Raw genomic sequence first — 25,327 nt, forward strand, 5'->3', positions numbered from 1 at the left:
CTTTGCGCTCATTCTCGCGCTGATCGTCCTCGCCCAGGCGACGGGCGTGATCGACCGCAGTCTCACGGCGGTGGTCGCGCCCGGGCTTCAGGCGACCTTCCAACTCGACGATACGGGCTTTGGCCTGATTCATGGACCGGCCTACGCCATCGTCCACGCCGCAGGACTTCTGGTCGTCGGCCTGTACGTGGACCGATTGGATCGCTTTCGCCTGATGGGTCTCGGCGTCCTTGGATGGACGCTGGGCAATCTGATCTGCGCCCTGGCGGGATCGATCGAGGTCTTCGTCCTCGGGCGGATGCTGATGGGCACGGCCCAGGCCGTCTTCATGCCGGCCGCCGTCGCCCTGATCCTGGATCGGGCGCCGTCCGGTCGCGCCGGGCTCGCCCTGTCGGCCTTCACCGCCGCGTCAGCTACGGGGCGCAGCGCGGCGATGATCCTTGGCGGCGCCGGCCTTGCCCTCATCGGGCTGATCGCGGGGTCGCAGACGATGCTGGCGGGGATTGAAGACTGGCGGGCGCTGCTGTTGCTGTCCTGCGCACCGAACCTGCTGCTGGCCGCGGCGCTTCTGACCCTGAACGATACGGGGCGGACAGGTTCGCGGGAGCGGGCCCGCGTCTGGCGCTGGATGGCGGACCGTGCGGCGATGATCGCGCCCCATGGTCTGGCGGCTGTCTGCGTGGTGCTGCTGACGCACGCCGCCACCGCCTGGGGCCCGTCGTTGCTGCATCGCGCCCATGGCTTCGGTCAGGCCGAGGCTGGGCTGGCGATGGGGTTCGGCATCCTCGCCGGCGCGCCCCTTGGACACCTGCTCGGCGGTTGGGGCGTCGACCGGCTGCGCGCTCTGGGCCGCCCGGAGGGGCTGCTTCTGGCCGTGGCCCTGGCGGCCGCCGGCGGGGCGGGCGTCTGGTTGGGCGCAGCGCCGAGCCCGGCACAGGCCATAGTCGCCTACGGCCTGCTGGCCGCCTGCCTGGCGGTGGCGTCCCTCACCGCCCTGGCGGTCTTCGCGGGGCTTGGCCCGCCTGGCGGTCGCGGCGGTGCGGCGGCCGTCTTCTTCGCCCTGACGTCGCTTGTGGGCGCGACCGCCGGCCCGCCGCTGGTCGGCCTAGTCAGCGATGCGCGCTTGTCGGCGCTCGGGGGCCAGTTGGGCGGCGCCGTGGCGATCGTCGTAGCCGCCGCGTCAGGGGTTGGGGTGCTCGCCGCCTTGGCGAGCCTGCATGCAGGGCGTCGACGCGGCGTGGCGACATGACGATCGAAAGCTTCACCTTTTCGACCCGCGAGCATCCGGACGGGCAGGGGTTCGACGCCTATCGCAGTCTCTACGCGCTGGGCGCGGACGTGCAGCGTCGCGGCTCCGGCTTCCACGCCGAGGTGACGGCCCTGCGCTTGCATCGCCTGATCCTTTTCAAGCGCGAGCTGAGCCAGGTCACGCACGTCCGCGCGGCGCCGCGTGTGTCGGAAACCGGCTTTTCCCACTTCACCTTGACGCTGGTATGCTCCGGGGTGCTGGAGCATCTCGGTGCGGACGGCGCCCTGACGGTCATCGGGCCGGGCCAAGTGCTGGTCCTGGACATGCGCCGGCCGACCCACCTGTCCGCGCCTCAAGCCGAATTGATAACGGTCAGCGCCGCTCGAGACGTCATCGAGGCGGCGGCTGGCTCTGCCAATGGACTGCATGGACGCATTCTGGGGCCGGAAGCCGGGGTGCTCGGAGACCTGCTGTCGTCCCTGATCCGGCATGCGCCCACGCTGTCCGCCGACAGCCTGCCGGGGGTGACGCGGCTGTTCGTCGAGGCCCTGAGCCTGGCCCTGCGCGATCGGGCGGGCGTCTTGGCTCTGGACGGCCGCCGCGAAGCCTTTCAACGACGCGAAGTGGTCGAGGCCCACATCGACGCCCATCTCGGCGATCGGCGGCTGAACAGCGAGGGGGTCGCACAAGGCGCGGGCCTGTCGCGCGCCACCCTCTATCGCCTGTTGGAGCCCTACGGGGGTGTGGGCGCCTTCATCCTGAGCCGACGGCTGGCCCGGGCGCGCATGGCGGCCGATGCGTCGCCGGAGCCGATCAACCCAAGCGCATTCGGCTTTCCGAATCCGGCGGTGATGCAGGCCCGCTTCGAACAGATGTTCGGCCTTCCCCTGGCCGACTACCAGGCCCTGGCCCATGACCCCGCACGCCGCGTTTCGGCCCTGAGACAGCGTTGGGCGTCCTGGATGGTCGAGGTGCGGTGAACGCTATTCGGGAGAGGTTTCGGTGGCGCGCATGACCATGGCGCGCAGCTCGGGAATGCCCGTGCCCTTGTCCGACGAGGTCACCGCGACTTCCGGGTAGGCGGCGGGTCGTTTCGAGATGGCCTTCAGCGTCGCCTCGGCCACACGGTCGGCTTCTCCGGCCTTGAGCTTGTCCGCCTTGGTCAGGACGATCTGGTAGCTGACGGCCGACAGGTCCAGCGCGTCCAGCGCCTCGGTGTCGACCGCCTTCAGGCCGTGGCGGCTGTCGATCAGCAGATAGACCCGTTTCAGCGTCACCCGGCCGCGCAGATAGTCACGCCCCAGGTTCTGGAACCGCTTCACCTCGCCCTTGGACGCCTTGGCCCAGCCGTAGCCGGGCAGGTCGACCAGCCGCATCTTGCCGTCCAGGTCGAAGAAGTTGACCTCGCGCGTGCGGCCCGGCTCGTTGGACGCCCGCGCCAGCTTGTTCATGCCGACCAGAGCGTTGATCAGGCTGGACTTGCCGACGTTTGAGCGCCCGGCGAAGGCGACTTCGGGCAGGTCGGGCTCGGGCAGCTGCTCGATCTTGGCGCAGCCCATGACGAAGGTCGCCGGCCGCGCGAACAGCACGCGCGCCCCTTCGAGTTCTTCGTCGGTGAAATCGCTCATATCCGTCTCCCGGCGACGCCGGGCTCCAGGGATGGAGCGCGGTCATTCACGGGTGGTGCAGTCGGCCTCAGGCCTTCTTGAAGCGGGCCAAGAAGGTGTCGATCGGGTTCTCGGCCTTGAAGCGGTGCATGATGATGTACTGCTGCAGGATCGACAGGATGTTGTTCCAAGCCCAGTAGATCAGCAGGCCGGCCGCGAAGGGCGCCATGATGAAGGTGAAGACCAGCGGCATGAAGGCGAAGATCTTGCGCTGCACCGGATCAGGCGCGGGCGGGTTCATCGCCATCTGCAGCCACATCGTCAGGCCGTAGAAGATCGGCAGGATGCCCAGGTGCAGCGGCCCGTTCAGAAGGCCGCCGATCAGGGGAACCGACGCCACGTCCCAGGGGAACAGGCCGAAACCGGTGAAGATCGACGACGGATCGCGCGCCGACAGGTCGCGGATCCAGGCGAAGAAGGGCGCGTGGCGCATCTCGATTGTGACGAACAGCACTTTGTACAGGGCGTAGAATACCGGAATCTGGATCAGGATGGGCACGCAGCCCGCCAGCGGATTGATCTTCTCGCGCTGATACAGCGCCATGATTTCCTGCTGCTGCTTCTGCGTGTCGCCGTCGTGCTTCTTCTTGATCTCCTCCATCTTGGGCTGGAGGGTCCGCATCTTGGACAGGCTCTCGTAGGCCTTGTTGGCCAGCGGGAACATGATCAGCTTGACCACGACGGTCAGGCCCAGGATCGCCAGGCCGAAGTTGCCCATCAGGTTGAAGAAGAACTCCACGACCATGAACAGCGGTCGCGTCAGGAACCAGAACATTCCCCAGTCGATGGCGTAGACGAAGCGCGGTAGGTCCAGCTGCTCTTCATACGACTTCAGAATCTCGTTGCGCTTGACCCCGGCGAACAGGCGCTGGGTCTCGGTGACCTGGCGGCCCGGCTGAATGGTGCGCGCCTGGCCCAGCAGATTGGCCTCGTGGACGTTGGTTTCGCCCGCCGCGCGCACGCGGAACTCACCCTGGACCTGTTCGGTCTGTGGGGGGATCAGGGCGGCCAGCCAGTATTTGTCGGTGATGCCCATCCAGCCGCCGGTCGAGGTCTGCTCGACCCGGGGGCGCTTTTCCCAGTCCTTGTATTTGATCTGCTCGGTCGAATAGGAGCCCTCGCGGCCGAAGGTGCCGATCGCGCCCTCATGCAGGATCATCTGCCGGCCGAGGTCTTCCGGCACGCCCTGGCGCTGCACCGAGCCGTAGGGTGCGATGGTGATGGGCTGGGCGCCGAGATTGGCGACCGTGTCGGCGACCGTGAACAGATACTGATCGTCGATGGAGATGACGCGGGTGAAGCGCAGGCCCTGACCGTTGTCCCAGATCAGGGTGACGGGTGTGGTCGGCGTCAGTGTCTGGCCGTTTGTCAGGCGCCACACCGTGTTAGGTCCAGGCACGCCGCCCGGGACATTCGGGCCGGTCCAGCCGAACTGGGCGAAGTAGGCGTGCTGCATGCCCTGCGGGCGGAACAACTCCACCGGCGGCGAGTCGACGTCCAGCGTCTCGCGGTAGCGGGTCAGGAACAGATCGTCGATGCGGCCGCCCTGCAGCGACAGCGATCCGCGCAGGGTAGGCGTCTCGATCGCCACGCGCGCCGCCGAGCCGAGAGCCGCTGATCGATCGGTGACGAAGACGCCGGTTTCGGGTCGCAGCGCCGTATTGGAGGCGTCGGCGGCCGGTTGGCTTTGCTGCTCGGCTGCGGCGCGCTGGGCGGCCTGGCGGCGCTCGGCCTGGGGCTGCATCACGAAGGCGTAGTAGGCCAACATGATGACCGCCGAACACACGATGAAGATCAGCGTGTTGCGCGAGTTCTCGTTCTTCATCGGGGCGGGCTGTCCTGCACAACGGCGGAAGGGTCGGCCGGTCGGCCTGAGGGGGCGGCGGGCGCGGGGGCCGCGCGCGGCGTCGCCAGCCTTGTAAGCGCCCATTTCACATCGTCAAGCAAACGGTCCCATGGACGGTCCGCCGTGCCCATTCGGGCGATGAAGACATAGTCGCGTCCCGCCAGGGCGTGGGCGGGCGCCAGAAGCCGCGCGGCCTCTCTAAGACGGCGCTTGGCGCGGTTGCGGACCACCGCGCCGCCGATCTTGCGCGTAGCGGTGAAGCCCAGTCCGACGGCTTCCGATCCGTCGGCGCGATCCAGCATCTGGATGACCACCCCGCCGCGCGCTTCCGAACGACCTTTGGCGGCCGCCAGGAACTGGGGCCGCCGCTTCAGTCGATGAAGTTCAAAGGCGTCGGTCATGCGCCGGACAACGGCGCGCGCCGTCAGGCCGTCAGGCGCTTGCGGCCCTTGGCGCGGCGGCGGGCGACGATCTTCTGGCCGTTCTTGGTCGCCATCCGCGAACGGAAACCGTGACGGCGCTTGCGCACGAGTCGCGACGGCTGATAGGTCCGCTTCACGGTCGGCTCCAAACATTACTTGTGTGAGGCGACAGGCGCGAAGGCGTCCGTCGCAGGAAGGGCGGGCGTATAAGGGGGGACCGGCGTGGTGTCAACGCCGGCCCTGGTCGGGAAGCGAGCGAAATGCAGCAGCGGAGGGTGAAGGACTGGGCGATCCGTCTGCTGCCGCTGGCGGCGGTCGCCGGCCTGGTCGCCCTGATCTTCGCCATGGGCTGGAACCGTTATCTCTCCATGGAGATGATCCGTGAACACGGCCTGGCGCTTCAGGCCTATGCGCGCGAGCATTATGTAATCGCCCTGATCGGCTTCATCTTCGTCTACGCCTTGGCCACAGCCTCGACCATACCAGGGCCCGTGTTCCTAACCCTGCTGGGCGGCATGATGTTCGGCCCCTATGTCGGCGCCCTGGCCCAAGCCACGGGAGCCACCATCGGCTCGGTTGTCATCTACATGGTCTATCGCACCGCCATCGGCCGCTGGCTGCGCGCCAAGTTCGAGGCGGACGCCGGTCTGATGGACCGCATCACCAAGGGCATAGACCGCAACGCCTTCGTCACCCTGCTGACCTTGCGGCTGATCCCCAGCGTCCCGTTCGTCCTGATCAACGCCTGCGCCGGCATGGTGGCGGCGCCGCTCAGGCCCTACATCGCCGCGACCTTCCTCGGGCTGCTGCCTTCGACTTTCATCTACACCTGGATCGGCTCGGGCCTGGGCGATCTGTTGCGCGCCGGCGTGCGGCCCGACCTGCGCATGCTGGTCGGTCAGTTCTTCTGGCCGCTGATGGGCGTGGCCTTCCTGTCTCTGCTGCTGCCGGCCCTGATCAAGGGCGTTCAGCTCTGGCGAGCGCGGCGTCGTCCGGCGGCGGCGGCATGAGCGAACTCAGGAGCATGATGGCCGGACTGCGTCGGCGCCTGCGTCCGGCCGCGCCCGAGGGGCTGACGCCCCGTCTGCTGATCCTGACAGCTCTGTTCACCCTGGCGGTGCTGGCCGCCATCGTCCTGCCGAGCGCGGCCGCCTTCCACGAACGCTGGCTGCAGGACCGGCTGCAGTCGGCCGAACTGGCCTCTGTCGGCGTCGAGGCCCTGCCCTATTCAGCCGTCGAGGACGAAACCGGTGCGGAGCTGCTGCGCATCGGCGGGGTGCAGTCGGTGGTGGTCGGCGAACAGGGCGTCCGCCGCCTGCTCCTTCAGGCGCCCAACCTGCCGCGCGCGCCCGATCTGATCGACCTGCGCGAGCGTAACATCGGCCAGCGCTTGATGGACCCCTGGCGCACCCTGTTCGGCCACCCGGACCGGTCGCTCCGCGTCCAGGCGGCGCCGCGCTACCGTTCGGGCGACCTCATCGAAATCCTGGCCCCGGCCCAGCCGCTCAAGATCGAGCTGCGCGGCTTCCTGCTGAACACTTTGCTGACTGCGCTGCTGATCTCGGCCCTGGCCGGCGGTCTGCTCTATGCGGCCCTCGCCTATCTGGTGGTCCAGCCGCTTCGGCGGGTGACCAAGGCGATCGAACGCTTCGCCGCCGACCCTGAGAGCGCCGGCGAGCCGCCCAGTCCCCGTCGCGACGAGATCGGCCGCGTCGAACGCGAACTCGCGCGCATGCAGGACGAGGTGCGTCAGTCCCTGCGCGCCCGCGCCCGCCTGGTCGCGCTGGGCGAGGCGGTCGCCAAGATCAATCACGACCTCAGAAACATGCTGACGTCGGCCCAGATGGCCTCCGAGCGGCTGGCCGCCTCGGCCGATCCCCACGTGGCCAAGGCCCTGCCGCGGCTGGAGCGGGCCCTGGGGCGCGCCTCGACCCTGGCGCGAAATGTGCTGGACTATGGCAAGAGCGAAGAGCCGGCGCCTCAGAAGGTCCGCTTGGCCCTGGCGACCGCCGTGCGGACGGCGGCCGAGGACGCGGGGCTGGACCCCCAGGGCGTGCGCCTCAAGACCCGTCTGCCGGCCCGCATGATGGTCGAGGCCGACGCAGATCAGTTGCATCGAATCCTTGTCAATCTGATGCGCAACGCCCGCCAGGCCATCGAGGCCGCCGGCCTGGAGGAAGGCGTCATCGAGGTGTCTGCGCAAGAGGCCGGGGGACGCTGCCTGATCCGCCTGACCGACAACGGTCCCGGGATCCCTCCACGCCTGGCCGAGCGCCTTTTCGAGCCCTTCGTCAGCGGCAAGGCCTCGGACGGTACGGGCCTGGGCCTGACCATATCTCGAGAGCTTGCTGCGCTTCACGGCGGCGACCTGCGCCTGGTCGAGACCAGCGAGCGCGGCGCCGTCTTCGAGCTGGCCCTGCCGGCCTGACTTCAGTCCAGGCCGTCCTCGGTGACGACGAACGGGCGGTTCTGGGCCTTGGCCTCGGCGGCCAGATCCTCCTGAACCCGATGCCAGCGACGCAGGCGCTCGAAGGCGATGGCGTTCTCGGGCGAGGCCTCCATCCAGTCCCGGAAGGCGATGACGTCGGGGTCGCGCTCGCCAGCGTCCGGCGTCGGCATGGGCGGCGTCGAAGGCAGCCGCGCGGCCACGCTCGCGGGGATGGGATAGTCGCCAAAGGGCGTGCTCAGCATCATGACCGGCATCTAAGCCGCGCTTTGCCATACAGCGCAATCTCAACCTTTCGCCGCGACAAGCGTTGCCGCTTTCGACAGGATGCCGAAGATCACAAGGGAAGCCCCATGAAACGCCCCGTCCTCACCGCCGCAGCCCTCTCGGCCCTGGCCCTCGGCCTGGCCGCGCCCGCCGTCGCCCAGTCTCAAGCTCAGTCTCAGGCTCAGTCTCAGGCCGAGGTTTCCGCCCAGACGGTCCCGATCGACGCCGCCGCTCAGGCCCGCCTGCGGGCGCAGGGCGAGGCGTATCACCGCGCGCCGGATTCCGCTCAGGATCCCGACGAACTGGTGCGGACCCGGATCCTCAACGCCGAGATCGCCGCCGGCAATATGGCGGCCGAGGATCAGGAGCGCGATTCGGCCGCGCTTCACGCCCAGGCCCTGGCCAGCCATCAGGAGGAGGAGGAGCGCGCCGCCACGGCTCGCGCCGAATACGAAGCCACGGTGCGCGCCTCCGAAGCCGCACAGGCCCGCTACAATGAGATGTACGCCGCCTGGGAGGCCCAGGTCAGGGCCTGCAACGCCGGCGACCGTCGCGGCTGCGCCGCCGGCCCCGCACGCTTCGATCCGACGCCGCCCGCACCGGCGCCGCGCCGCTGGTGATCAGGCGGCGAAGCGGGCGAAGGCTTCGACCACGCGGGCGTAGGCCTCGCGCTTGAACGGCACGATCAGATCGCAGGCCTCGCTCAGCCGCCCCCAGCGCCAGGCGTCGAACTCCGGCTCGCCATCCGCCATCAGATCGACTTCGGCGTCCTGACCCAAAAAGCGGCAGGCGAACCACATCTGCTTCTGACCCTGCCAGCCGCGCGCCTGTTTGGAGCCGCCGTAGTCGGGCGGAAAGTCGTAGGCGATCCAGTCGTCGGTCCGGCCGATGACCTCGACCGAGGTGACGCCCGTCTCCTCGGCGAGCTCGCGCAGGGCGGCGGCCTGAAGGTCCTCGCCCTCGTCGACGCCGCCTTGAGGGAACTGCCAGGCATGGGCCCCGGAGGTGTGGATGCGATGTCCATACCAGGCTAGGCCGTCGCTGTTGAACAGGACGACGCCGACGTTGGGGCGATGCAGGCTGAGGTCGGTCATAGACGCCAGATAGACCGCGCCGCCGCTCGTGTCAGCGCCCCGGTCGTTGCGTCATGGCCGAAGCGGGAGCCAGCTGCAGGCCGCGCGCGTCCAGACCCTCTGCCCAGCGGGCGGCGGCCTCAACAGTGACTGGATAGCTGAAGCCGGCGCCCATGGCCGAGCCGCGCGCCTTGGCCAGGGCCTCGATCGCATTCAGCTGGGCCATGATGGCGGCCGGGCTCTGGGACTGGTCGATGACGCGGTCGGCGCTGGCGCGCGCCCAGGCGCCCGGCCGGCGGCCCGCCGAGCCGTCGTCCAGGAAGGCCACGCCGCGCTGGCGCAGCACGCCCAGGAAGGCGTTCATGCCGGCGTCCGACGCCATGAAGCGGTCGCCGAGGTAGTTGGTCACGCCGAAGTAGCCGGTTGCGCGACCCAGCAGCCAGTTCATCTTGGCCGTGACGTCGTCGGCGCCGCCCGAGGCCAGCAGGGTGTAGGGGCCGGGATCGTTGTCGGGATAGCCCGAGGGCTCCATCGGCATTTCGATCAGGACCTCGTGGCCCTGGGCGCGCGCCTGGTCGATCCAGCTCTGCAGATTGTCGGCGTAGGGCACGAAGCTCAGCGTCACCTCGGCCGGCAGGCGTTCGATGGCGGCGCGGGTCGTGACGGCGTTCAGCCCCAGGCCGCCGACGATCAGCGCCACGCGCGGCTTGCCGTTCGAGCGGAACGGCCGGGCGTAGGCCTGGGCGGGCACTCGGCCGTCCGTGGCGATGACCGGCAACGCGCCGTTCGGCCCTGGCTGGCTGAGGCCCGCGATCGGCGCAGGCGCCAGAGGATCGGCGGCGCGGCGCGGGGCGCCCACGGGCACGCCGCCCGAGACCACCGCGCCGTCCGGCAGGGTGATAAGGGCCTCGCCGCCCTCCACGCCCGCCGACATAGGATCGGTGGCGATCAGCGCCTGATACGGGTCCATGCCCTCGATGGAAAAGGCTTCGAAGCCCGACAGCGGCGCGGCCGAGGCGGCCTCGCGCGTGATCTCACCGCGCGCGCTCGGCGTTCCGGCGCGGGGGTCGCCCAGCACCGCCACGAACAGGGCGCCCGCGGCCAGCAGCAGCCCTCCCGCCGCCGCGACGGCGACCGGCGGCTTCTTCAGGGCGGCGACAACCGGCGCGAAACTCAGCGACGCCTTGGGGGGCGGCGATCCGGCGGCGGCGGCGAGGGCGGACTGACGTTTAGCGAACATGGCTCGAGCGGGTCGGACGGACAGCGTCCACTCCACCCTGACGCCCGCCGGTTAAGAAACCCTAACGGCGGATTCACCACGATCTTCCCTCTCCCGCTAGGAGAGGGCTTGAGCGCACGGCTGCGCGGCCGTCGTCCTTGGGTGAGCGTCGACCGCCAGCCAGCGGCTTCGCCGCCCCAAACCGCCCCCCCTCATCCGACCCCTTCGGGGCCACCTTCTCCCATCGGGAGAAGGATCAGGGCTGAGGCGCTGGGCGCGGTTCGTTGCCGGGCGTCACGTCCGGCGGCAGGTTGGGGCGCGTCACGGGGTCGGTTCCTGGTGGCGCGACAACGACATTCGGCCGCTGCTCAGGGGCCGGGGCCTGCTCCGCCACCTCCACCGTCGGCTCGGTGACCACGATGTTCTCAGGCGCGGCTGCCAGACGGCTCAGGTTTCCGCCCGCGCGCAGCACGTCGAAGGCACGCTGCAGCTGGTAGTCGGCCTCCTTGTCGTAGTCCGGTCCCGGCGCCTCGCGCGGGGTGTGCGCCCCGCGCCGTTCGGCGCCGATCGACGAGTCCAGCGCGGTCGAATAGGCGGCCTCCGAATAGATGAAGCTGGAGCGCGAAACGATGCGCGCCTCCGCCTCGCTGCGCGCCACCTCCAGGTCCGGCTCGATGCCGATCTTCTGGATCGAGCGGCCCGATGGCGTGTAGTAGCGCGCCGTGGTGATCGAGAGGGCGCCGTCCTGGCCGCCGCGGATCGGGATGACGGTCTGCACCGATCCCTTGCCGAAGCTGGTCAGGCCCACGACCGTCGCCCGCTCCTGGTCCTTCAGGGCGCCGGCCACGATCTCGGACGCTGAGGCCGAGCCGTAGTTGATCAGCACCACGATAGGCAGACCGTCGGCCAGGTCGCCCGGCTTGGCGGCGTAGCGTTCAATCTGGTCGGGGCGGCGACCGCGCTGGCTGACGATCTCGCCGCGCTCCAGGAAGGCGTCCGACACGTCGATGGCCGCTGTCAGCAGACCGCCGCCGTTGTTGCGCAGGTCCAGCACATAGCCCTTCAGGCCCGGCTTCTCGGTCTTCAGGCGCGCGATGGTCTCGTTCAGTTCGCGGCCGGTGTTCTCGTTGAAGGTCGAGACGCGCAGATAGCCGAAGTCGCCTTCGATGCGGCCGGTGACGGATTCGATGCGGATCACCTCGCGGGTCAGCACCACCTCACGCGGCTCCTCTCCGTCGCGCAGGAAGGTCACGGTCACGCTGGTGCCCATGGCGCCGCGCAGCTTCTCGGACACCTGGCTGACGGTCATGCCGGCCGCGTTCTGGCCGTCGATGGCCGAGATGACGTCGCCCGCCTGGACGTTGGCGCGGCTGGCCGGGCTGTTGTCCATCGGTGAGATGACCTTCACCAGGCCGCCCTCGGCGGTGATGGTCAGGCCGACGCCGGAATACTGGCCCTCGGTGCGCTCACGCAGGTCGTCGAACCCGCTGGCGGGCAGATAGTTGGAGTGCGGATCCAGCGAGGTCATCATCCCCTGCAGGGCCGCCTCGATCAGCTTCTTGTTGTCGACCGGCACCACATAATACTGCTCGACCACCCCCAGGACGTCGCCGAACAGCTCCAGCAGGCGGAAGGTCTCGTTGCGGGGGGTCTGGCTGGACACGGCCATGGCCGACCCGCCAAGCACCGCGGCGGCGCAGCCCAGAAGAAGCAGTTTACGCATTCGGTCTCTTTCGATCGGCGTCATCTCAACACCGGGGCGTCAGGTAAGTCCGGTGTAGCGGCCAAAAGGCGGCGCCGGGGAGTCTCGTCGATAAAATCAGCGTCAGCGGGGGACGCAAGGGATTTCCACCGTCAACGCAGCCAGGGCGCCGGATCGATCGGGCGTTCGTCGCGGCGCAGTTCGAAATAGATCTCGCCGTCCGCCGCCGACCGGCCCAGCGCCTGACCATCGGCGACCGCGTCGCCCGCCGAGACATCCAGCCGCTCCAACCCGGCCACGACCGCGCGCCAGCCTGGCCCCAGGTCCAAGATGACCACCTCGCCCCAGCCCGACAGCGACCCGGCGTAGGCCACGCGGCCCGCCGCCGGCGCCCTGGCCAGCGCCCCGTCGGCCCGCCAGCGCCAGCCGTCCGACCGCGCCCCTTCGCCTCGTCCCCAGGTCGCGGACGGCGCACCGGCCACCGGCGCGGTCAGCCGCGCGCGCCCCGCCGGCAGGCTGGCCGTTTCGCGGGGCGCGGCCTCCGGCGCGCGGGCGTCGCCGCCCAATTCGCGCACACGCGCCTCCAGCGCCCGAGCGGAGCGTTCGGCCTGCTCGGCCTCGGCCTTCAGCACCGCAGCCAAGGCGGTGCGACGGGCGCGCAGCTGATCGACGCCGGCCAGCCGGTCCTCCTGGGCGCTCTCGCGGGTGATCAGCCGCTCGGCCGACATGACCGCCAGCCGGCGAATGCGGCCCAGCTCGGCCTGTTCGGTCATAAGTCCCTCGGCCCGCGCCTCGACCTCGGGGGCCATGGCGCGGATCAGGATGGCGGCCCGCACCGTGTCGGTCGCCCGCTCGGCCGGGATCAGCAGCGGCGGCGGCGGCTTGCGGCTCATCAGCTGCAGCGCCGACAGCAGCCGCGCCTGCGCATTGCGCTCACGCGCCAGCCGGGTGACCAGCTGCGCCTCACGCTGCGACAGCTCGTCCAGCCTCAGCCGCTGCGAGCGGATCTGGATGTCTTCCTGGGCGGCTTCCCGCTCCAGGGCGTTCAGGCGGCGCTCCAGCTCGGCGGTTTCGCGCTGGGCGGCCTGGGCGTCTGCCCTGAGCCGGCGCGCCCGCACGGTCTCGTCGCGATACTCGGCCTCCAGCCGGCGCAGGTCCTGCGCGGCCTGAGGCAGGCGCGCGGAGGCGGGCGCGGCGACGGCCAGCATCAAAAGGGCGGGAATCAGCGGTTTCATCTAGTCGCGATGATAGGGCGATCCCGCCAGGATGGTCACCGCCCGATACAGCTGTTCGGCCAGCATCGCGCGCGCCAGGGCGTGAGGCCAGGTCTGCGGCCCGAAGGCCAGGAGCGAACCGGCCCGCGCCCGCACGCTCTCGTCCAGCCCGTCGGCTCCGCCGATGGCGAAGGCAAGACGTCGCTCACCCCGGTCCCTCAGCAACGCTACATGCTCGGCGAAGGCGCGGGAGGACCAGGCCTTGCCACGCTCGTCGCAGGCGATCAGGTGCGCGCCCTCGGCCGCGCCCAGGATCAGCTCGGCCTCCGGGGCTTTGCCGGCTTTCCTGGGCTCAAGGTCGATGAGCTCCAGCGGCCCCAGGCCGAGAGGCCGGCCGGCCAGGGTTGCACGACGCGCATAGTCGTCGGCCAGCGCGGCCTCAGGCCCGCGACCCGGCTTGCCGATGGCGATGAGCGAGAGCTTCATGATGTAGGCCCTATCGCCTTGCACACGGTGCAAGGCTGCTTGAGGGCGCCGCAGCGGGAGGAACCATCCACCCGCTTGGCCTCCGTCAGGCGTTGGCGCCCGCGCCGCGGTGGGCGCTGTCGACCGACCAGATCTTCTCGATGTTGTAGAAGGTCCGCACTTCGGGCCGGAACAGGTGGATCACCACGTCGCCGGCGTCAATCAGAACCCAATCGCAGTGCGGCAGGCCCTCGACCTTGGCCTTGCCCAGGCCGTGGTCCTTCAGCAGGCGCAGCAGGTGATCGGCGATGGCGCCGACGTGGCGGTGGGACCGGCCCGACGCCACGATCATGGCGTCCGACATCGGGCTTTTGCCGCGCAGGTCGATCAGAACGATGTCCTGGGCCTTGTCGTCGTCCAGCTTGGTCAGCAACGCCTGCTCCAGCGGCGTGGCGCCGACCGGCAGGGGATCGCTGGCATCGCGGGCTGCGGAAAAGTCGCCGTCTTCCAGGCCGTCTTCGGGATGGATCGGGTCGATCGGGTCCATCTCGTTCGCCGTATTCGAAACGGCGGTGTCTTGCGCGTCGTGCGCGGGCGAGGGGGTCAGCGGAGGGCTCCGAGGCGGTGAACTAAAGAGGCTCTGTAGCACGGGCGGCGCGCTCGGTCACCCGTTGGCGTCCTGTGCGTCGCGCGCGGCCCGGATGGCGGTCGATGAGCGGTGGTTCAGCGGGGCCGTCAGATAGGTCCAGGCCGGCGCCGCCATGCGCGGCAGCAGGCGCGCCTGGGCGGCCGGCACGCGGAAGCGGGCGAACCGCTGGGCGGCCGGCGCGGTGCGGCTGTCCAGCAGGCTGCCGGGCCGCGCGATCACCGCCACGGGCATCAACCGCATGATGTCGCTCCACCCCCGCCAGCGATGAAACCCGGCCAGATTGTCCGAGCCCATCAACCAGACGAAGCGCACCTCGGGATGGCGCGCGACCAGGACACGCAGGGTGTCGATGGTCCAGGAGGTCCCGGCCCGCGTCTCGAAGTCCGACACGATCATCGACGGCCCATGGGCGACGGCGCTCGCCGAGGACACGCGATCGGCCAGGGGCGCGCTGTCGGCCGCGTTCTTCAGCGGGTTCTGCGGCGAGACCAGCCAGACGACCCGGTCGAGGCCCAGCCGCGCCAGCGCCGTCTCCGCCACATGCAGATGGCCGTCATGCGCGGGATTGAACGAGCCGCCGAACAGGCCGACCCGCATGCCGGGCTGCAGGCCCAGGCCGTCTCTCAGGGCGCCCCGTCGCGGACCGGAGGCTTTCGGCGCGGGGCCGGCGTGAAACAGGGGCAAGACGGGCTCGAGGGTTATGCTCAGTGCGGAGCTAACACGGCGCAACGTGGCTGTCGCCTGTCCGTCGCAGTCGACCGCCGCGATGATTCAGGCTGCGACGCTTCCAGCCGGCAGGCCCTTGACCCGGTCAACCCGCGCGTTGGACAGCTGTTCGGCGGTCACGATGGCCAGGGTCAGGTCGGCTCCGGCGAGGTCCGCGCCGTTCAGATCCGCACCCGTCAGGTCACAGGCCTCCAAAGAGGCGTACCGCAACTCGGCCCGGGCCAGGCTGGCCGGCATGGATCGCGTCTTGGACAACGGCAGCGGCGTCAGGCTGGCCCCGCCTAGATCAGCCTTGCTCAGCAGCGCCCCGGTCAGGCGGGCGCCGCGCAGGTCGGCTCCGCGCAGGTCGGCGCAACGCAGATCAGCCCCGGTGAGGTTGGCCCCCTGAAAGCCCGCGTCACGCAGATCCATGCCCACGAAACAGGCGCCGGCCGCACTGATGGCCGGCAGCCTGAAACCGCGCAGCCGATCACCGAGTGAGCGCATGTCTTCACCATCCAGCACCGCCGGCTGGCCCAGAACGCCGCCGCTCTCGGCCCAGGCCATGGCGTCCTTGAGCGATTCCAGCAGGGTTTCCGCGCGAGCGATCATGGCGGCGTCGGGCGTGCGCAGGGCGCCTGTCATGTCGGTGCGATCCAGCCGCGCCGCCTCCATGGCCACATCGGTCAGCACCGCGCCTCTAAGCCGTGCGCCGGCCAGGTTGGCGCCGCCCACGTCCGCGCCGTCCATCAAGGCGCCCGACAGGTCCGCGTCCTTCAAATTGGCGCCGTTCAACCGCGCGCCGCGCATGGAGCAGTCGGTGAAGTCCGCCTTGTGGGCGCTGACGCCGTCCAGCCGCGAACCGTCCAGAACGGCCCCGGCGAAGCGCGCGCCGTCCGCGATGCCCACCATCTTCTCGTTCTTGACCGCCGACAGTCCCTTGGTGGCGTGGGGAATGGCCAGCACGCCCTCCCGGAAATCAGCCTGGGCGAGGTCCGCCTGGGTCAGGTTCGCGCCCCGCAGGCAGGCGCCTCGAAGGTCGGCCCGGCGCAGGGTCGCCCCCGTCAGGTCGGCGCCGCGCAGATCGCAGCCGAACAGAACCGCGCGCTCAAGCCGGGCACCCGCCAGCCGCGCGCCTTCCAGCGACGAGCCGGTGAAGTCGGCGTCGTCCAACAGGCTTTCGCTCAAATCCAGGCTGCTGAGGTCAAGAAACTTCAACGCCGCGCGGCGACCGCCGGCGCGACCCTCCAGAAATCGGACATGGGCCTGGACGAACATGTCCAGTTCGCCCTGTGTCAGTCGTCGGCGCACGAAGGTCATGCGGACTCGTCGTCCAGGCCCTTGGCCCCGTCCAGTCGTGCGCCTTCCAGGCGCGCACGGTCGAGCACGGCCTGTTTCAGATTGGCGCCGTGCAAATGCGCCCGGCTAAGATCGGCGTCGGTCAGGTTGGCGCGATGCAGATCGGCGCCCGATAGGTCCGCGCCGCGCAGGCTTGCCCCGGTCAGATCGGCCGCCAGCAAGCGTTCGGGCCCGATCAGCAAGGGCCCAAGCTGGGCCTGGCGCAGATCAGCGCCCGACAGACGAGCGTTTTTCAGGCGCGCCCCGCGCAGGTCGGCGCCCTTCATCCGCGTCGAGCGCAGATCGGCGCCCTCCAAATGCGCGCCCTGAAGCTGCACGCCCTCCATGTCCAAGCCGTAGAAGACCGCCTCCTTGGCCGACAAGGCGGTTAGGTTCAGGCCGACGATCGAACCCAGACCGCGCAGATCGACCCGGTCGAACACCGACGGCTGGCCCTCAGTCCCGCCGGTCTCGCACCAGCGTGCATGCTCGCGCAGCATCTCGGCGGCAGGCATTTCCGCCACGGGCGCGCCCGACGAGCGGTCGTCGGTCAGCACGCCTTCCATCTTGGCTCCGTCGGTTCGCCACATGGCGGCCTTGACCCCCACCAGGATGGCGTCGCGCAGATCGGCGCCCGACAGATCCGCGCCCGACAGATCGGCTCCGGCCAGATCGGCGCCGCGGAAGGTGGCCTGTTTCAGATTGGCCCGGACCAGCTTGCAGTCCTTCATGATGGCGTCGGAGAAGTCGGCCGACTGAGCCATGATGCCGGACAGTTTCGACCGCTGGAGATTGGCTCCGACCAGTGTTGCGCCCTGGGCTTCGGCCACATTTCGGTTCTGCACCTCGACCACGCGATATCCCAGGCGTGCGTCTGCGGCGGCCACAGCTCCTTCGCGTAGATCAGCCTCGAACAGATCAGCCCCGGTCAGATCAGCCCCGCGCAGGCAGGCGCCCCGCAGATCGGCGCGCCGCATGCTGGTCTCGACCAGCACCGCGCCCTGGAGATCCGCCCCGAACAGATTGGCGTTGTCCAGCCGCGCACCGGTGAAGTCACAGCCGGCCAGGCAGGAAGCCGCGAAATCGGCGTCCGACAGATTGCAGCCGCGCAGGTCCAGACCCGACAGATCCATCCAGGCGAAAACGGCGCGCGCGCCCCCGGGACGCGCCTGCCACAGCCGGTCATGCCGCGCGCAGATCGCATCGACCTCGGCCTGGGTGAGCTTCTTGCGCTCGATGTCCTGGGGCTTCTCCGCCATGGCGCCATTCTGGGGCGGCCATGCTTAAGGAAGCTTTGCGAAAACCGGCGTTTCCCGCCAGTCCGACGGGGCGATCAGCCCTCGTCGGCGGCGGTCTCGACCTTCTTGCGGGGGGCGCGACGGCGCGGGGCCGGCGCGGCTTCCTCGGCCGCGGTTTCGGTCTCGGCGGCAGGCTCCGCACGCGGCGCGCCGCGCGTCAGGAACCCCGGCAGAGCCGAGGGGCCCTCGTCGTCGGTAGACGCTTCGGTCACGCGCGGGGTGCGCGGACGGCGCGGCGCCCGTTCGGGACGCGCCTCGGCCTGCGGCGCGGCCTCGGCCTGGACCCCAGCGTCTTCGCGCGGAGCGCCGACGATCTCGGCTCGGGCCTCGTCGCCGGGTTCGCCCTGAGCGTCGGCGTGGCCCTCGGTCGGGGCGTCGCCGTCGCGTTCGAAGCGGCGATTGCGTTCCTCGCGGCGACGCTCCCAGCGTTCGCGGCGCGTTTCGCGGCGGCCGCCTTCGCCCTCGGCGCGCGGCTCACGATCGTCCTCGGCGCGGTCGCGCGAAGGCTCGCGACTGGCGTCGCGGTCGCGGTTGTTGTCACGGTCGCGATTGTGGTCGCGATCGCGGTTATTGTCGCGGTTGGCCTCGCGCTCGGCGCGTTCGGCCTGGCGGCGGGCCTCGTCTTCCTGCTTCTGCTGCTCGGCCTGTTGAGCGGCCATGAAGGCGGCGGCCTGGGCGCCGGACTCGTCTTCGAAGTCGATGTCGAAGCCCTGGCCGGCCAGCTCGCGCTGGGCGATCTCGCTGACGGGCCGCTGCGGCTGCAGGGCGCGCAGGACGCGGAAATAGTGCTCGGCGTGTTGGGTGTAGTTCTCGGCCAGAACGCGGTCGCCGGCAGACGAGGCGTCGCGCGCCAGCTGCATGTAGCGCTCGTACACCGTCTGGGCGTTGCCCCGCACCTTGATGTTCTCGGGACCTTGCGAGTCCCAAGACCGGTTCGGATTGGCGTTGTTGGCGTTATTGGCGCCGCCGGGCTTCCTGTTGCGTCCGCGTTGACGCTTCATGCCCTTGAAATCTCTCATCGAACGCTGACCGTGGTTGGGGACGCGCCACCGAGGATCGGCAGCCAGGTCCCTGTTCGTATTCCGCTCGCTCGGGGCCTATCCCCGCTGTCGACCTGTTCGGAAAACCAGTGTCCCCGCCGTGGTGCGCCCGGACCTTGTGAGCCCCGGCCGTCACGATCTCCGCGCGCGCGCCACCGGGCGAACCGGCCCGGACGGATGCGTTTGGAGGGGGAGACGAGGCGAGACTTAGCGCGCCCCGCCGGTTTCTCCAAGACCTTTAAGCGCCGCGCCGAAATCGGAGACCGACCCGGTGCGCTCTCGACCTATTGCGCGCCCTCGGCGACGGGCAGGGCGTGAACACGCGGATCGGGGCCGTTGGTCACCACCCGGTCGCGGTCGGCCAGATCCTTGACCACCTTCACATCCTCGAACCCTTCGGCCTCGAACAGCGCCTTGACCGCCGCGCCCTGGTCCCAGCCGATCTCCACGGCGAAGACGCCGCCCGGCCGCAGGATGCGCCTCACCTCGGGCGCCAGGTCGCGATAGGCCTGCAGCCCGTCCGGCCCGCCGTCCAGCGCCAGGCGCGGATCGTGATCGCGCACCTCGGGATCCAGTCCGTCGATGTCGTCCGACGGGATGTAGGGCGGGTTGGAGGCCACCAGGTCGAAGCTGTGATCCGCGATGCCGGCCGCCCATTCGGTGCGCAGGAAGGTGGCGCGGCTGTCCAGGTCCAGGTTGGCCGCGTTCTCGCGCGCCACCGCCAAGGCCTCGGACGAGATGTCGGTGCCCAGTCCCCGCGCGCCGATGCGCTCGGCCAGGGTCGCCAGCAGGATGGCGCCCGAGCCGGTGCCCAGGTCGATCATCTCGAACGCCTTGTGCGGCGGGAAGGCCAGCAGGATCACGTCCAGCAAGGCCTCGGTGTCCGGCCGCGGGCTGAGCACGTCGGGCGTGACGTTCAGATGGATTTTCCAGAAGCCCTTCTTGCCCAGGATGCGCGAGACCGGCTCGCGCTTCAGCCGCCGTTCGACATAGCCGTCCAGCGCGGTTTGCTGGTCCGGCGTCACCGCGCGATAGGGGTCGGTCAGGATGTCGGTGCGGGTCGCCCCGGTCGCCGCCTCCAGCAGCAGACGCGCGTCGATCGAGGGGCTGTCGATCCGCCCGTCCTTCAGGCGAGCCTGGGCGGATTTCCAGGCGGTCAGCAGGGTCGGGCTCACGGGCGGCTCCGCAATGAGGCTGATGAACAGGGCGCGTGCCTACGCCGACGCGCCCGCGCGGGCAATCGCCTCGCGCTTTGCGGGAACGCCCTTGGACCTTCACCGTTGCGCAAACCATGTCCAAGGCCGCTTCCCGTTTCCGTCTCCCCGATCTCGCCACGCGACTGCTGAACCGGCGCAAGCCGCCGTCCGGCGGAGGGCTGGGCGCGTTGTGGCGGTACCTCGGCGCGACCGTCGGCGGTCTGGCGGCGGGCGCGGGCGCGGCGCACCTGATCTACACCCAGGGCCACCGGTTTGGTCTTGAGTTGCGCGCCTATCGCCCCTCGCCCGAGGACGCGCCTGATCCGACGCCAGAGGACTACGACGCCCGCGAGCCTGGCCGAGGCCGTCTGGCCCGGCGGCCGACGCACATTCCCATGAAGGGCTGGGTCGACATCCTGTGGCGGACCGGCGCGGGCTATCTGGGCGACCGGGTGGGCTTCGTCGCCGGTGCGGTCACCTTCTTCGTCGTGTTGGCGCTGTTTCCAATGCTCGGTTCGTTCGTCACCATCTACGGCCTGTTCGCCGATGCGGGCGACGCCTGGAGCCGCCTGCAGTTCCTGTATTCGGTACTGCCCGCCAATGTGGCCGAGTTCCTGGGCGGGCAAATGCAGCGCCTGGCCGAGAACTCCACCGGCCAACTGACCCTGACCCTGGCCTGGACTCTGCCGCTGTCGCTGTGGGCGGCGAACGGCGGCATCCGCAACCTGTTCTGGGGCATCAACGTCGCCTATCACGAGACCGAGCGCCGCAACATCGTGACCTACAACCTGATCTGCCTGGCCTTCACGGTGTCGGGCCTGATCGCGGTGATGCTGAGCGCGGCGCTGGTGATCGGCGTGCCGGTGGTGGTCGGCCTGTTCGGTCTGACGGAAGAGATCCAGTATCTGGCCCTGCTGCGCTGGCCCGTGCTGTTCGTCGGCTATGTCTTCGCGCTGGCGCTGATCTACCGCTTCGGGCCGTGTCGGGCCAAGGCACGTTGGCGCTGGCTGACCCCGGGCGCCGTGGCCGCCGCGACCCTCAGCCTGATCCTGTCAGGCCTCTTCAGCTGGTATCTGCAAAACTTCGTGCGCACCGATTCCTATGGCCCATTGGCCGCGGTGATGGGTTTCCTGCTGTGGACCTGGCTGTCGGTGCAGATCATCCTGATGGGGGCCAAGCTGAACGCCGAGATCGAGCACCAGACGGCGCTGGACACGACCACCGGCAAGCCTGAGCCGCTTGGCAAGCGCGGGGCGGTGATGGCGGATTCCGTGGGCGCTCGCCGCGGCAATCCCGCTGCGCTGGCCTTCACCCTGAAGCACGCCGAGGCCCTGTCCGACCGCGTCATGCGCCGCAAGATCGAGCGCTAAGCCCGGTAATAGTCCCGGTACCAGTCGACAAACCGGCCCACCCCGACCTCGACCGGCGTTTCCGGGGCATAGTCCAGAGCCGAGCGGGTCTCGGTCACGTCGGCTTCGGTGCTGACCAGGTCGCCGTCCTGATAGGGCATCAGGTTCAGCACCGCCTTGCGGCCGGCGGCTTGCTCTATCAGCTCGATGTAGCGCATCAGCGGGGTGCGCCGGCCCGCGCCCAGGTTCAGGATCCGCCACGGCGCCACGCCGCTGGTCGAAGGATCCGGCCGGGTCGCATCCCAGCCGGGGTCCGCCGTGGCCGGACGGTCTAGGGCTGCGATCACGCCCGTGACGACGTCGTCGACATAGGTGAAGTCGCGCTCCATCCGCCCCTCGCCGTACACGTCGAGGGGCTCGCCCTTCAGGATCGCGCCGGTGAATTTGAACAGCGCCATGTCCGGCCGTCCCCACGGACCATAGACGGTGAAGAAGCGCAGTCCCGTCGCCGGTATTCCGAACAGATGGGCGTAGGAGTGGGCCATGGCCTCGTTGGCGATCTTGGTCGCGGCATAGAGGGTCAGCGGATGGTCCGCCCCCTGCTTCACTGAGAACGGAAGGGCGCCGTTGGCCCCGAAGGCCGAGCTGGTTGAGGCGAAGACCAGGCTGGTCGCCTGGGTCGCGCGCGCGCCCTCCAGGATCGACAAGAAGCCCGTCAGGTTGGAATCCGCATAGGTCCAGGGCGAGTCGATGCTGTAGCGCACCCCCGCCTGCGCCCCCAGGTGCACGACGCGCCGCGGCCGCTCGGCCTCGAACAGCGCCGCCATCGCCGCGCGGTCCGCCAAGTCGATCTCGTGGTGGCGATAGGCCGGATAGGCTTCGAGCAGCGCCAGCCGCCCGCGCTTCAGCGCCGGATCATAATAGGCGTTCATATTGTCGACGCCGACCACCGTCTCACCGCGCTCCAGCAGGCGGCGCGCGGTGTGGAAGCCGATGAAGCCCGCCGCGCCGGTGACCAGCACCGGTCCGTCCCTGTCCGTCATGGTGCGCTCCGTCTCCCGATGGCTGGATACGCCGCCCGCAGACGCCGCGCCACCCCGCGACGCTCTGCACAACCGCCGGAAGAATATTAACCGATTCTATACAGATTAAATGCAACCTGACCGGGTGGAGAGGGTTGGCATGATGGTTCTCTCGATTGTGCTGGTCATGGCCGTCGTCGCCTGGATCAGCGGACTGACGATGGCCCTGGCGTCGCGGGCCGAGGCCAAGCGACTCCGGGTGCTGAACAATACGCTGGAAGAGCGGATAAGAGCGCGCACCGCCGACCTCACTCAGGCGCTGGCGGCGTCCGAGGACCAGGCCCGCGCCCTGTCCAGCGCCAACCAGGCCAAGTCGGACTTCCTGGCGGCCATGAGCCACGAACTGCGCACGCCGCTGAACGCGGTCATGGGCTTTTCGCACATCCTGCAGATGAACGCCGAGGCCGAGCCTCTGACCCTGCGCCAGACCCAGGCCGTGGAGCAGATCCTGGCCGCGGGCGCGCATCTGCTGGCGCTGATCGAGGAGGTGCTGGACCTGGCGCGCATCGAGGCCGGCAAGCTGTCGTTGTCGATCGAGCGGGTGGACCCGCTGCTGGTGGCGCGCCAGGTGTGCGACAGCCTGCAGCCCGAGGCGCGTGCGGCGGGGGTCACCCTGATCGCCCCGCCGCCCCAGGCCGGTCTGGGCGCCGTGGCCGACCGCACGCGGCTGCGTCAGGTGCTGCTGAACCTGCTGAGCAACGCCATCAAATACAATCTGCCCGGCGGCTCGGTCCGGCTGGAGGTGCGCCATCAGGACGGCGGACTGACCCTGTCGGTGATCGACACCGGCTGCGGCCTGCCGGCCGACCGCATGGCCGAACTGTTCCAGCCCTTCAGCCGGCTGGGCCGCGAGACCTCGGCGACGCCCGGCACCGGGGTCGGCCTGGCCGTATCGCGCCGCCTGGCCGAGGCCATGGGCGGACGGCTCGAGGCCGAAAGCGTCGAGGGCCAGGGCTCGACCTTCCGCCTTTGGTTGCCGGCCGCCGGCGAGGCCACGGTCCTGCACTCCGCGCCTGCGGTCGGCGTCGCCTCGCCCGGCGACCTGCCCCAGGCGACCATGCTCTACGTCGAGGACAATCCCGCCAACGTCATTCTGATGCGCCACGTCATCCGCGCCCTGGGTCCCATGCGCCTGTTCACCGCCGAGACGGGACCCGAAGGCTTGACCCTGGCGCGCGATCTGCGTCCCGACGTCATCCTGCTGGACATCAATCTCCCGGGCATGGACGGCTTCACCCTGAAGACGGGGCTGGACGCCGACCCCCTGACGCGGGGCATCCCGGTGCTGGCCCTGTCGGCCAACGCCATGCCCGAAGACATCAGACGCGGCCGTCAGGCGGGCTTCGTGGCCTATCTGACCAAGCCGCTCGACATTCCCGCCCTGGCCGAGGCCCTGGGGCGGGCGCTGAATGCGTCAACACCCGTGAGCGGCCGGGCGGCATGATCCCGCCCGCCCGGCCCGATCCGGCTCCGGCTTGACGCGGAGGCGGCGGACGGCTTTGAGCCCCCCATGTCCGTCCGCCGCCTCCCTTATCTTCTGCTGCTCACCACGCTGATCGCGGGATGCGCCGCGCCGGCGGCCTCGCCCCCGCCGCCCCCGCCGTCGCCCGGCGCCGTCCTGCCCGACTGGCGCGCGGTGGTGACGGCGACCGACCGCGACCGCCTGCGCCGCACCGAGGCCGCCTGGGGTCTGGCGCTGGAACAGGCCCGGCGCGGATCGCCCGACCGCCTGCGCGGCCTGGGCGACTTGGCCGACGCCGACGCGCGGCTGAGCGATCCGACCCCGCCGGTGGGCGACTATCGCTGCCGCCTGGTCCGGCTGGGCTCCCAGGACGGCGCCGGCCCCGCCCTAGTCTCCGGCGAGTGGAGCCGCTGCCGCATCGAGGCCACCGCCCAGGGCCTGCGCTTCTCCAAGCTGAGTGGAACCCAGCGCCCCGCCGGTCTGCTGTTCCCCGAGGACGAGCGTCACATGGTGCTGCTGGGTGGCCTGGCCTTGGCGTCCGAACCGCCCGCCAGCCGCTATGGCCGCAACCCGGCGCGCGATCTCGCCGGCCGCGTCGAGCGCATCGCCGCCGAGCGCTGGCGCATCGTCCTGCCCTGGCCCCAGGCCGGGGCCAATCTGGACCTGATCGAGCTGATCCCGGCGGGCTAGGATTGAACCGGGGCTGCTCCCGGTTCGTTCGAGCGGTTCAACCGCCCGGAGAGCCGCCATGCGCCTGTCGCCGATCCTCGCCCTCGCCGCCCTGTCGCCCTTGGCGCTCGCCGCCTGCGACCGCGGCACCGACACCACTGCGGAGCCCCCGACGCCCACTGAGCTGAGCCCCTCGACCGAGGCTCCGCCCCTGCCGGTCGATCCGGCCCCGACCGATCCTGCCGTCTCGCCGCCCGCCTCGGGCGAGCAGGGCCAACAGGGCGGAACGGACAACTGGCGCGCCGTCGCCAATCCCGAGGATGCCTCGGCGCTTGGCCGTCTGGACGAGGCGTGGCGAATGGCGCGGGCCTCGGCCGACGCGGCGGGCTTCGCCGACGAGGTTCAATCAAACGGCGCCCTGGTCGATCCGAACGCCGGGCTTCAAGGCCGGCTGCAGCCCCCGCCCGGCGAGTATCGCTGCCGCTCCGTCCGCATGGGTGTGAAGGGCTCTGTCGGGCTGGCCTACATCGCCTACCCCGTCTTCCGCTGCTCGGTCGAGCTGACGCCCGGCGGCGACCTGATCCTGACCAAGACCACCGGCTCGCAGCGCACACGTGGCCTGCTGTATCCCGATACGGACCGTCGCCTCGTCTATGTCGGCGCCCAGGCCTGGGGCGATCAGGAAGAGGGCTTTCCGCGCTACGGCCAAATGCGCGAGCGCGACCAGGTCGGCGTGTTCGAACGCATCGGCCCCAATCGCTGGCGCCTGGTCATTCCCTTCCCGAAACAGGAAGCCCAGATCGACATTCTCGAACTGGTGCGGTGATCTTGTTCTCCACCGCCGGGCACTCGCAAACGAAAACGGCCCCCGGATTGCTCCGGGGGCCGTTTGTGGCTTGGGTCAGACCGTCGCGATTAGGCGATGATCTTGGACACGACGCCGGCGCCGACGGTGCGGCCGCCTTCGCG

The 25,327-nt window shown here is 70.0% G+C and carries 26 protein-coding genes; 9 read left to right on the plus strand and 17 right to left on the minus strand.

The features are described from left to right. Window positions 1–22: 22 nt before the first annotated feature. Together ACK4I0_RS06575 and ACK4I0_RS06580 are read left to right on the plus strand one after the other, a co-directional pair. Complete coding sequence (locus ACK4I0_RS06575; RefSeq protein ID WP_409609249.1) at window positions 23–1,249, plus strand: MFS transporter; 1,227 nt, start codon at window positions 23–25, stop codon at window positions 1,247–1,249. After that, complete coding sequence (locus ACK4I0_RS06580) at window positions 1,246–2,229, plus strand: hypothetical protein (RefSeq protein WP_409609196.1); 984 nt, start codon at window positions 1,246–1,248, stop codon at window positions 2,227–2,229. The genes ACK4I0_RS06575 and ACK4I0_RS06580 overlap by 4 nt, the downstream gene beginning before the upstream one ends. A gap of 3 nt (window positions 2,230–2,232) precedes the next feature. On the opposite strand, the gene yihA is transcribed toward ACK4I0_RS06580, so the two are convergent. From yihA to rpmH, 4 genes are all read right to left on the minus strand, one after another. Next, window positions 2,233–2,877, minus strand: a complete 645-nt coding sequence (gene yihA, locus ACK4I0_RS06585; RefSeq protein WP_409609198.1) for a ribosome biogenesis GTP-binding protein YihA/YsxC — start codon at window positions 2,875–2,877, stop codon at window positions 2,233–2,235. A 67-nt stretch (window positions 2,878–2,944) separates the two neighbouring features. After that, on the minus strand, window positions 2,945–4,741 hold the full coding sequence (gene yidC, locus ACK4I0_RS06590) for a membrane protein insertase YidC (RefSeq protein WP_409609200.1): 1,797 nt from the start codon (window positions 4,739–4,741) through the stop codon (window positions 2,945–2,947). Beyond that, window positions 4,738–5,163 carry a ribonuclease P protein component gene (gene rnpA, locus ACK4I0_RS06595; protein WP_409609202.1) on the minus strand — a complete coding sequence of 142 codons (426 nt, stop codon included), beginning with the start codon at window positions 5,161–5,163 and terminating at the stop codon, window positions 4,738–4,740. Before rnpA ends, yidC begins: the two co-directional genes overlap by 4 nt. 23 nt (window positions 5,164–5,186) lie before the next feature. Then, the gene (gene rpmH, locus ACK4I0_RS06600) at window positions 5,187–5,321 is read right to left on the minus strand and encodes a 50S ribosomal protein L34 (protein WP_003164000.1); all 135 of its coding nucleotides are present in this window, start codon (window positions 5,319–5,321) and stop codon (window positions 5,187–5,189) included. Window positions 5,322–5,444: 123 nt separating this feature from the next. Between rpmH and ACK4I0_RS06605 the strand changes: the two genes are divergently transcribed. Both ACK4I0_RS06605 and ACK4I0_RS06610 read left to right on the plus strand, forming a co-directional pair. After that, the gene (locus ACK4I0_RS06605) at window positions 5,445–6,194 is read left to right on the plus strand and encodes a TVP38/TMEM64 family protein (protein WP_409609206.1); all 750 of its coding nucleotides are present in this window, start codon (window positions 5,445–5,447) and stop codon (window positions 6,192–6,194) included. Continuing rightward, window positions 6,191–7,612: a sensor histidine kinase gene (locus ACK4I0_RS06610; protein ID WP_409609208.1), complete on the plus strand. Its 1,422-nt coding sequence runs from the start codon at window positions 6,191–6,193 to the stop codon at window positions 7,610–7,612. The genes ACK4I0_RS06605 and ACK4I0_RS06610 overlap by 4 nt, the downstream gene beginning before the upstream one ends. A 2-nt stretch (window positions 7,613–7,614) precedes the next feature. Here the strand turns inward: ACK4I0_RS06610 and ACK4I0_RS06615 are convergent, their stop codons facing one another. Continuing rightward, window positions 7,615–7,878, minus strand: a complete 264-nt coding sequence (locus ACK4I0_RS06615; RefSeq protein ID WP_409609210.1) for a hypothetical protein — start codon at window positions 7,876–7,878, stop codon at window positions 7,615–7,617. A 105-nt stretch (window positions 7,879–7,983) separates the two neighbouring features. Here ACK4I0_RS06615 and ACK4I0_RS06620 point away from each other — a divergent pair, with 105 nt between their 5' ends. After that, on the plus strand, window positions 7,984–8,517 hold the full coding sequence (locus tag ACK4I0_RS06620; protein WP_409609212.1) for a cell wall hydrolase: 534 nt from the start codon (window positions 7,984–7,986) through the stop codon (window positions 8,515–8,517). On the opposite strand, the gene ACK4I0_RS06625 is transcribed toward ACK4I0_RS06620, so the two are convergent. From ACK4I0_RS06625 to prmC, 11 genes are all read right to left on the minus strand, one after another. Then, on the minus strand, window positions 8,518–8,991 hold the full coding sequence (locus ACK4I0_RS06625) for an RNA pyrophosphohydrolase (RefSeq protein ID WP_409609214.1): 474 nt from the start codon (window positions 8,989–8,991) through the stop codon (window positions 8,518–8,520). 31 nt (window positions 8,992–9,022) lie between these two features. Further along, a complete protein-coding gene (locus ACK4I0_RS06630; protein WP_409609216.1) occupies window positions 9,023–10,210 on the minus strand; it encodes a divergent polysaccharide deacetylase family protein in 1,188 nt (395 codons plus the stop codon). A gap of 235 nt (window positions 10,211–10,445) precedes the next feature. After that, window positions 10,446–11,912 carry a S41 family peptidase gene (locus ACK4I0_RS06635; RefSeq protein ID WP_409609218.1) on the minus strand — a complete coding sequence of 489 codons (1,467 nt, stop codon included), beginning with the start codon at window positions 11,910–11,912 and terminating at the stop codon, window positions 10,446–10,448. A 131-nt stretch (window positions 11,913–12,043) separates the two neighbouring features. Further along, window positions 12,044–13,126: a murein hydrolase activator EnvC family protein gene (locus ACK4I0_RS06640; RefSeq protein WP_409609220.1), complete on the minus strand. Its 1,083-nt coding sequence runs from the start codon at window positions 13,124–13,126 to the stop codon at window positions 12,044–12,046. Further along, complete coding sequence (rlmH, locus tag ACK4I0_RS06645; protein ID WP_409609222.1) at window positions 13,127–13,591, minus strand: 23S rRNA (pseudouridine(1915)-N(3))-methyltransferase RlmH; 465 nt, start codon at window positions 13,589–13,591, stop codon at window positions 13,127–13,129. Window positions 13,592–13,676: 85 nt separating this feature from the next. Further along, the gene (rsfS, locus tag ACK4I0_RS06650) at window positions 13,677–14,117 is read right to left on the minus strand and encodes a ribosome silencing factor (protein ID WP_409609224.1); all 441 of its coding nucleotides are present in this window, start codon (window positions 14,115–14,117) and stop codon (window positions 13,677–13,679) included. Window positions 14,118–14,234: 117 nt separating this feature from the next. Beyond that, on the minus strand, window positions 14,235–14,897 hold the full coding sequence (locus ACK4I0_RS06655; protein ID WP_409609251.1) for a nicotinate-nucleotide adenylyltransferase: 663 nt from the start codon (window positions 14,895–14,897) through the stop codon (window positions 14,235–14,237). Between the two features lie 93 nt (window positions 14,898–14,990). Continuing rightward, a complete protein-coding gene (locus ACK4I0_RS06660; protein WP_409609226.1) occupies window positions 14,991–16,244 on the minus strand; it encodes a pentapeptide repeat-containing protein in 1,254 nt (417 codons plus the stop codon). Continuing rightward, window positions 16,241–17,521: a pentapeptide repeat-containing protein gene (locus tag ACK4I0_RS06665; protein WP_409609228.1), complete on the minus strand. Its 1,281-nt coding sequence runs from the start codon at window positions 17,519–17,521 to the stop codon at window positions 16,241–16,243. The genes ACK4I0_RS06660 and ACK4I0_RS06665 overlap by 4 nt, the downstream gene beginning before the upstream one ends. Before the next feature lie 74 nt (window positions 17,522–17,595). Beyond that, entirely contained in the window at window positions 17,596–18,561 is a 966-nt protein-coding gene (locus ACK4I0_RS06670; protein ID WP_409609230.1) for a DUF4167 domain-containing protein, read from the minus strand. A 323-nt stretch (window positions 18,562–18,884) separates the two neighbouring features. After that, a complete protein-coding gene (gene prmC, locus ACK4I0_RS06675; RefSeq protein WP_409609232.1) occupies window positions 18,885–19,775 on the minus strand; it encodes a peptide chain release factor N(5)-glutamine methyltransferase in 891 nt (296 codons plus the stop codon). 116 nt (window positions 19,776–19,891) lie between these two features. Between prmC and ACK4I0_RS06680 the strand changes: the two genes are divergently transcribed. Next, complete coding sequence (locus ACK4I0_RS06680; protein WP_409609234.1) at window positions 19,892–21,166, plus strand: YihY/virulence factor BrkB family protein; 1,275 nt, start codon at window positions 19,892–19,894, stop codon at window positions 21,164–21,166. Here ACK4I0_RS06680 and ACK4I0_RS06685 read toward each other — a convergent pair. Then, window positions 21,163–22,188, minus strand: coding sequence for an NAD-dependent epimerase/dehydratase family protein (locus ACK4I0_RS06685; protein ID WP_409609236.1), 1,026 nt, complete (start codon window positions 22,186–22,188; stop codon window positions 21,163–21,165). The genes ACK4I0_RS06680 and ACK4I0_RS06685 overlap by 4 nt on opposite strands. Window positions 22,189–22,327: 139 nt before the next feature. On the opposite strand from ACK4I0_RS06685, the gene ACK4I0_RS06690 reads away from it, so the two are divergent. From ACK4I0_RS06690 to ACK4I0_RS06700, 3 genes are all read left to right on the plus strand, one after another. After that, window positions 22,328–23,671: an ATP-binding protein gene (locus ACK4I0_RS06690; protein ID WP_409609238.1), complete on the plus strand. Its 1,344-nt coding sequence runs from the start codon at window positions 22,328–22,330 to the stop codon at window positions 23,669–23,671. Between the two features lie 66 nt (window positions 23,672–23,737). Next, window positions 23,738–24,379, plus strand: coding sequence for a DUF4893 domain-containing protein (locus ACK4I0_RS06695; protein WP_409609240.1), 642 nt, complete (start codon window positions 23,738–23,740; stop codon window positions 24,377–24,379). 58 nt (window positions 24,380–24,437) lie between these two features. Next, window positions 24,438–25,184, plus strand: coding sequence for a DUF4893 domain-containing protein (locus tag ACK4I0_RS06700; RefSeq protein WP_409609242.1), 747 nt, complete (start codon window positions 24,438–24,440; stop codon window positions 25,182–25,184). Window positions 25,185–25,327: the final 143 nt, after the last annotated feature.

The organism is Brevundimonas sp. (assembly GCF_046295775.1).
Classification (GTDB): Bacteria; Pseudomonadota; Alphaproteobacteria; order Caulobacterales; family Caulobacteraceae; genus Brevundimonas.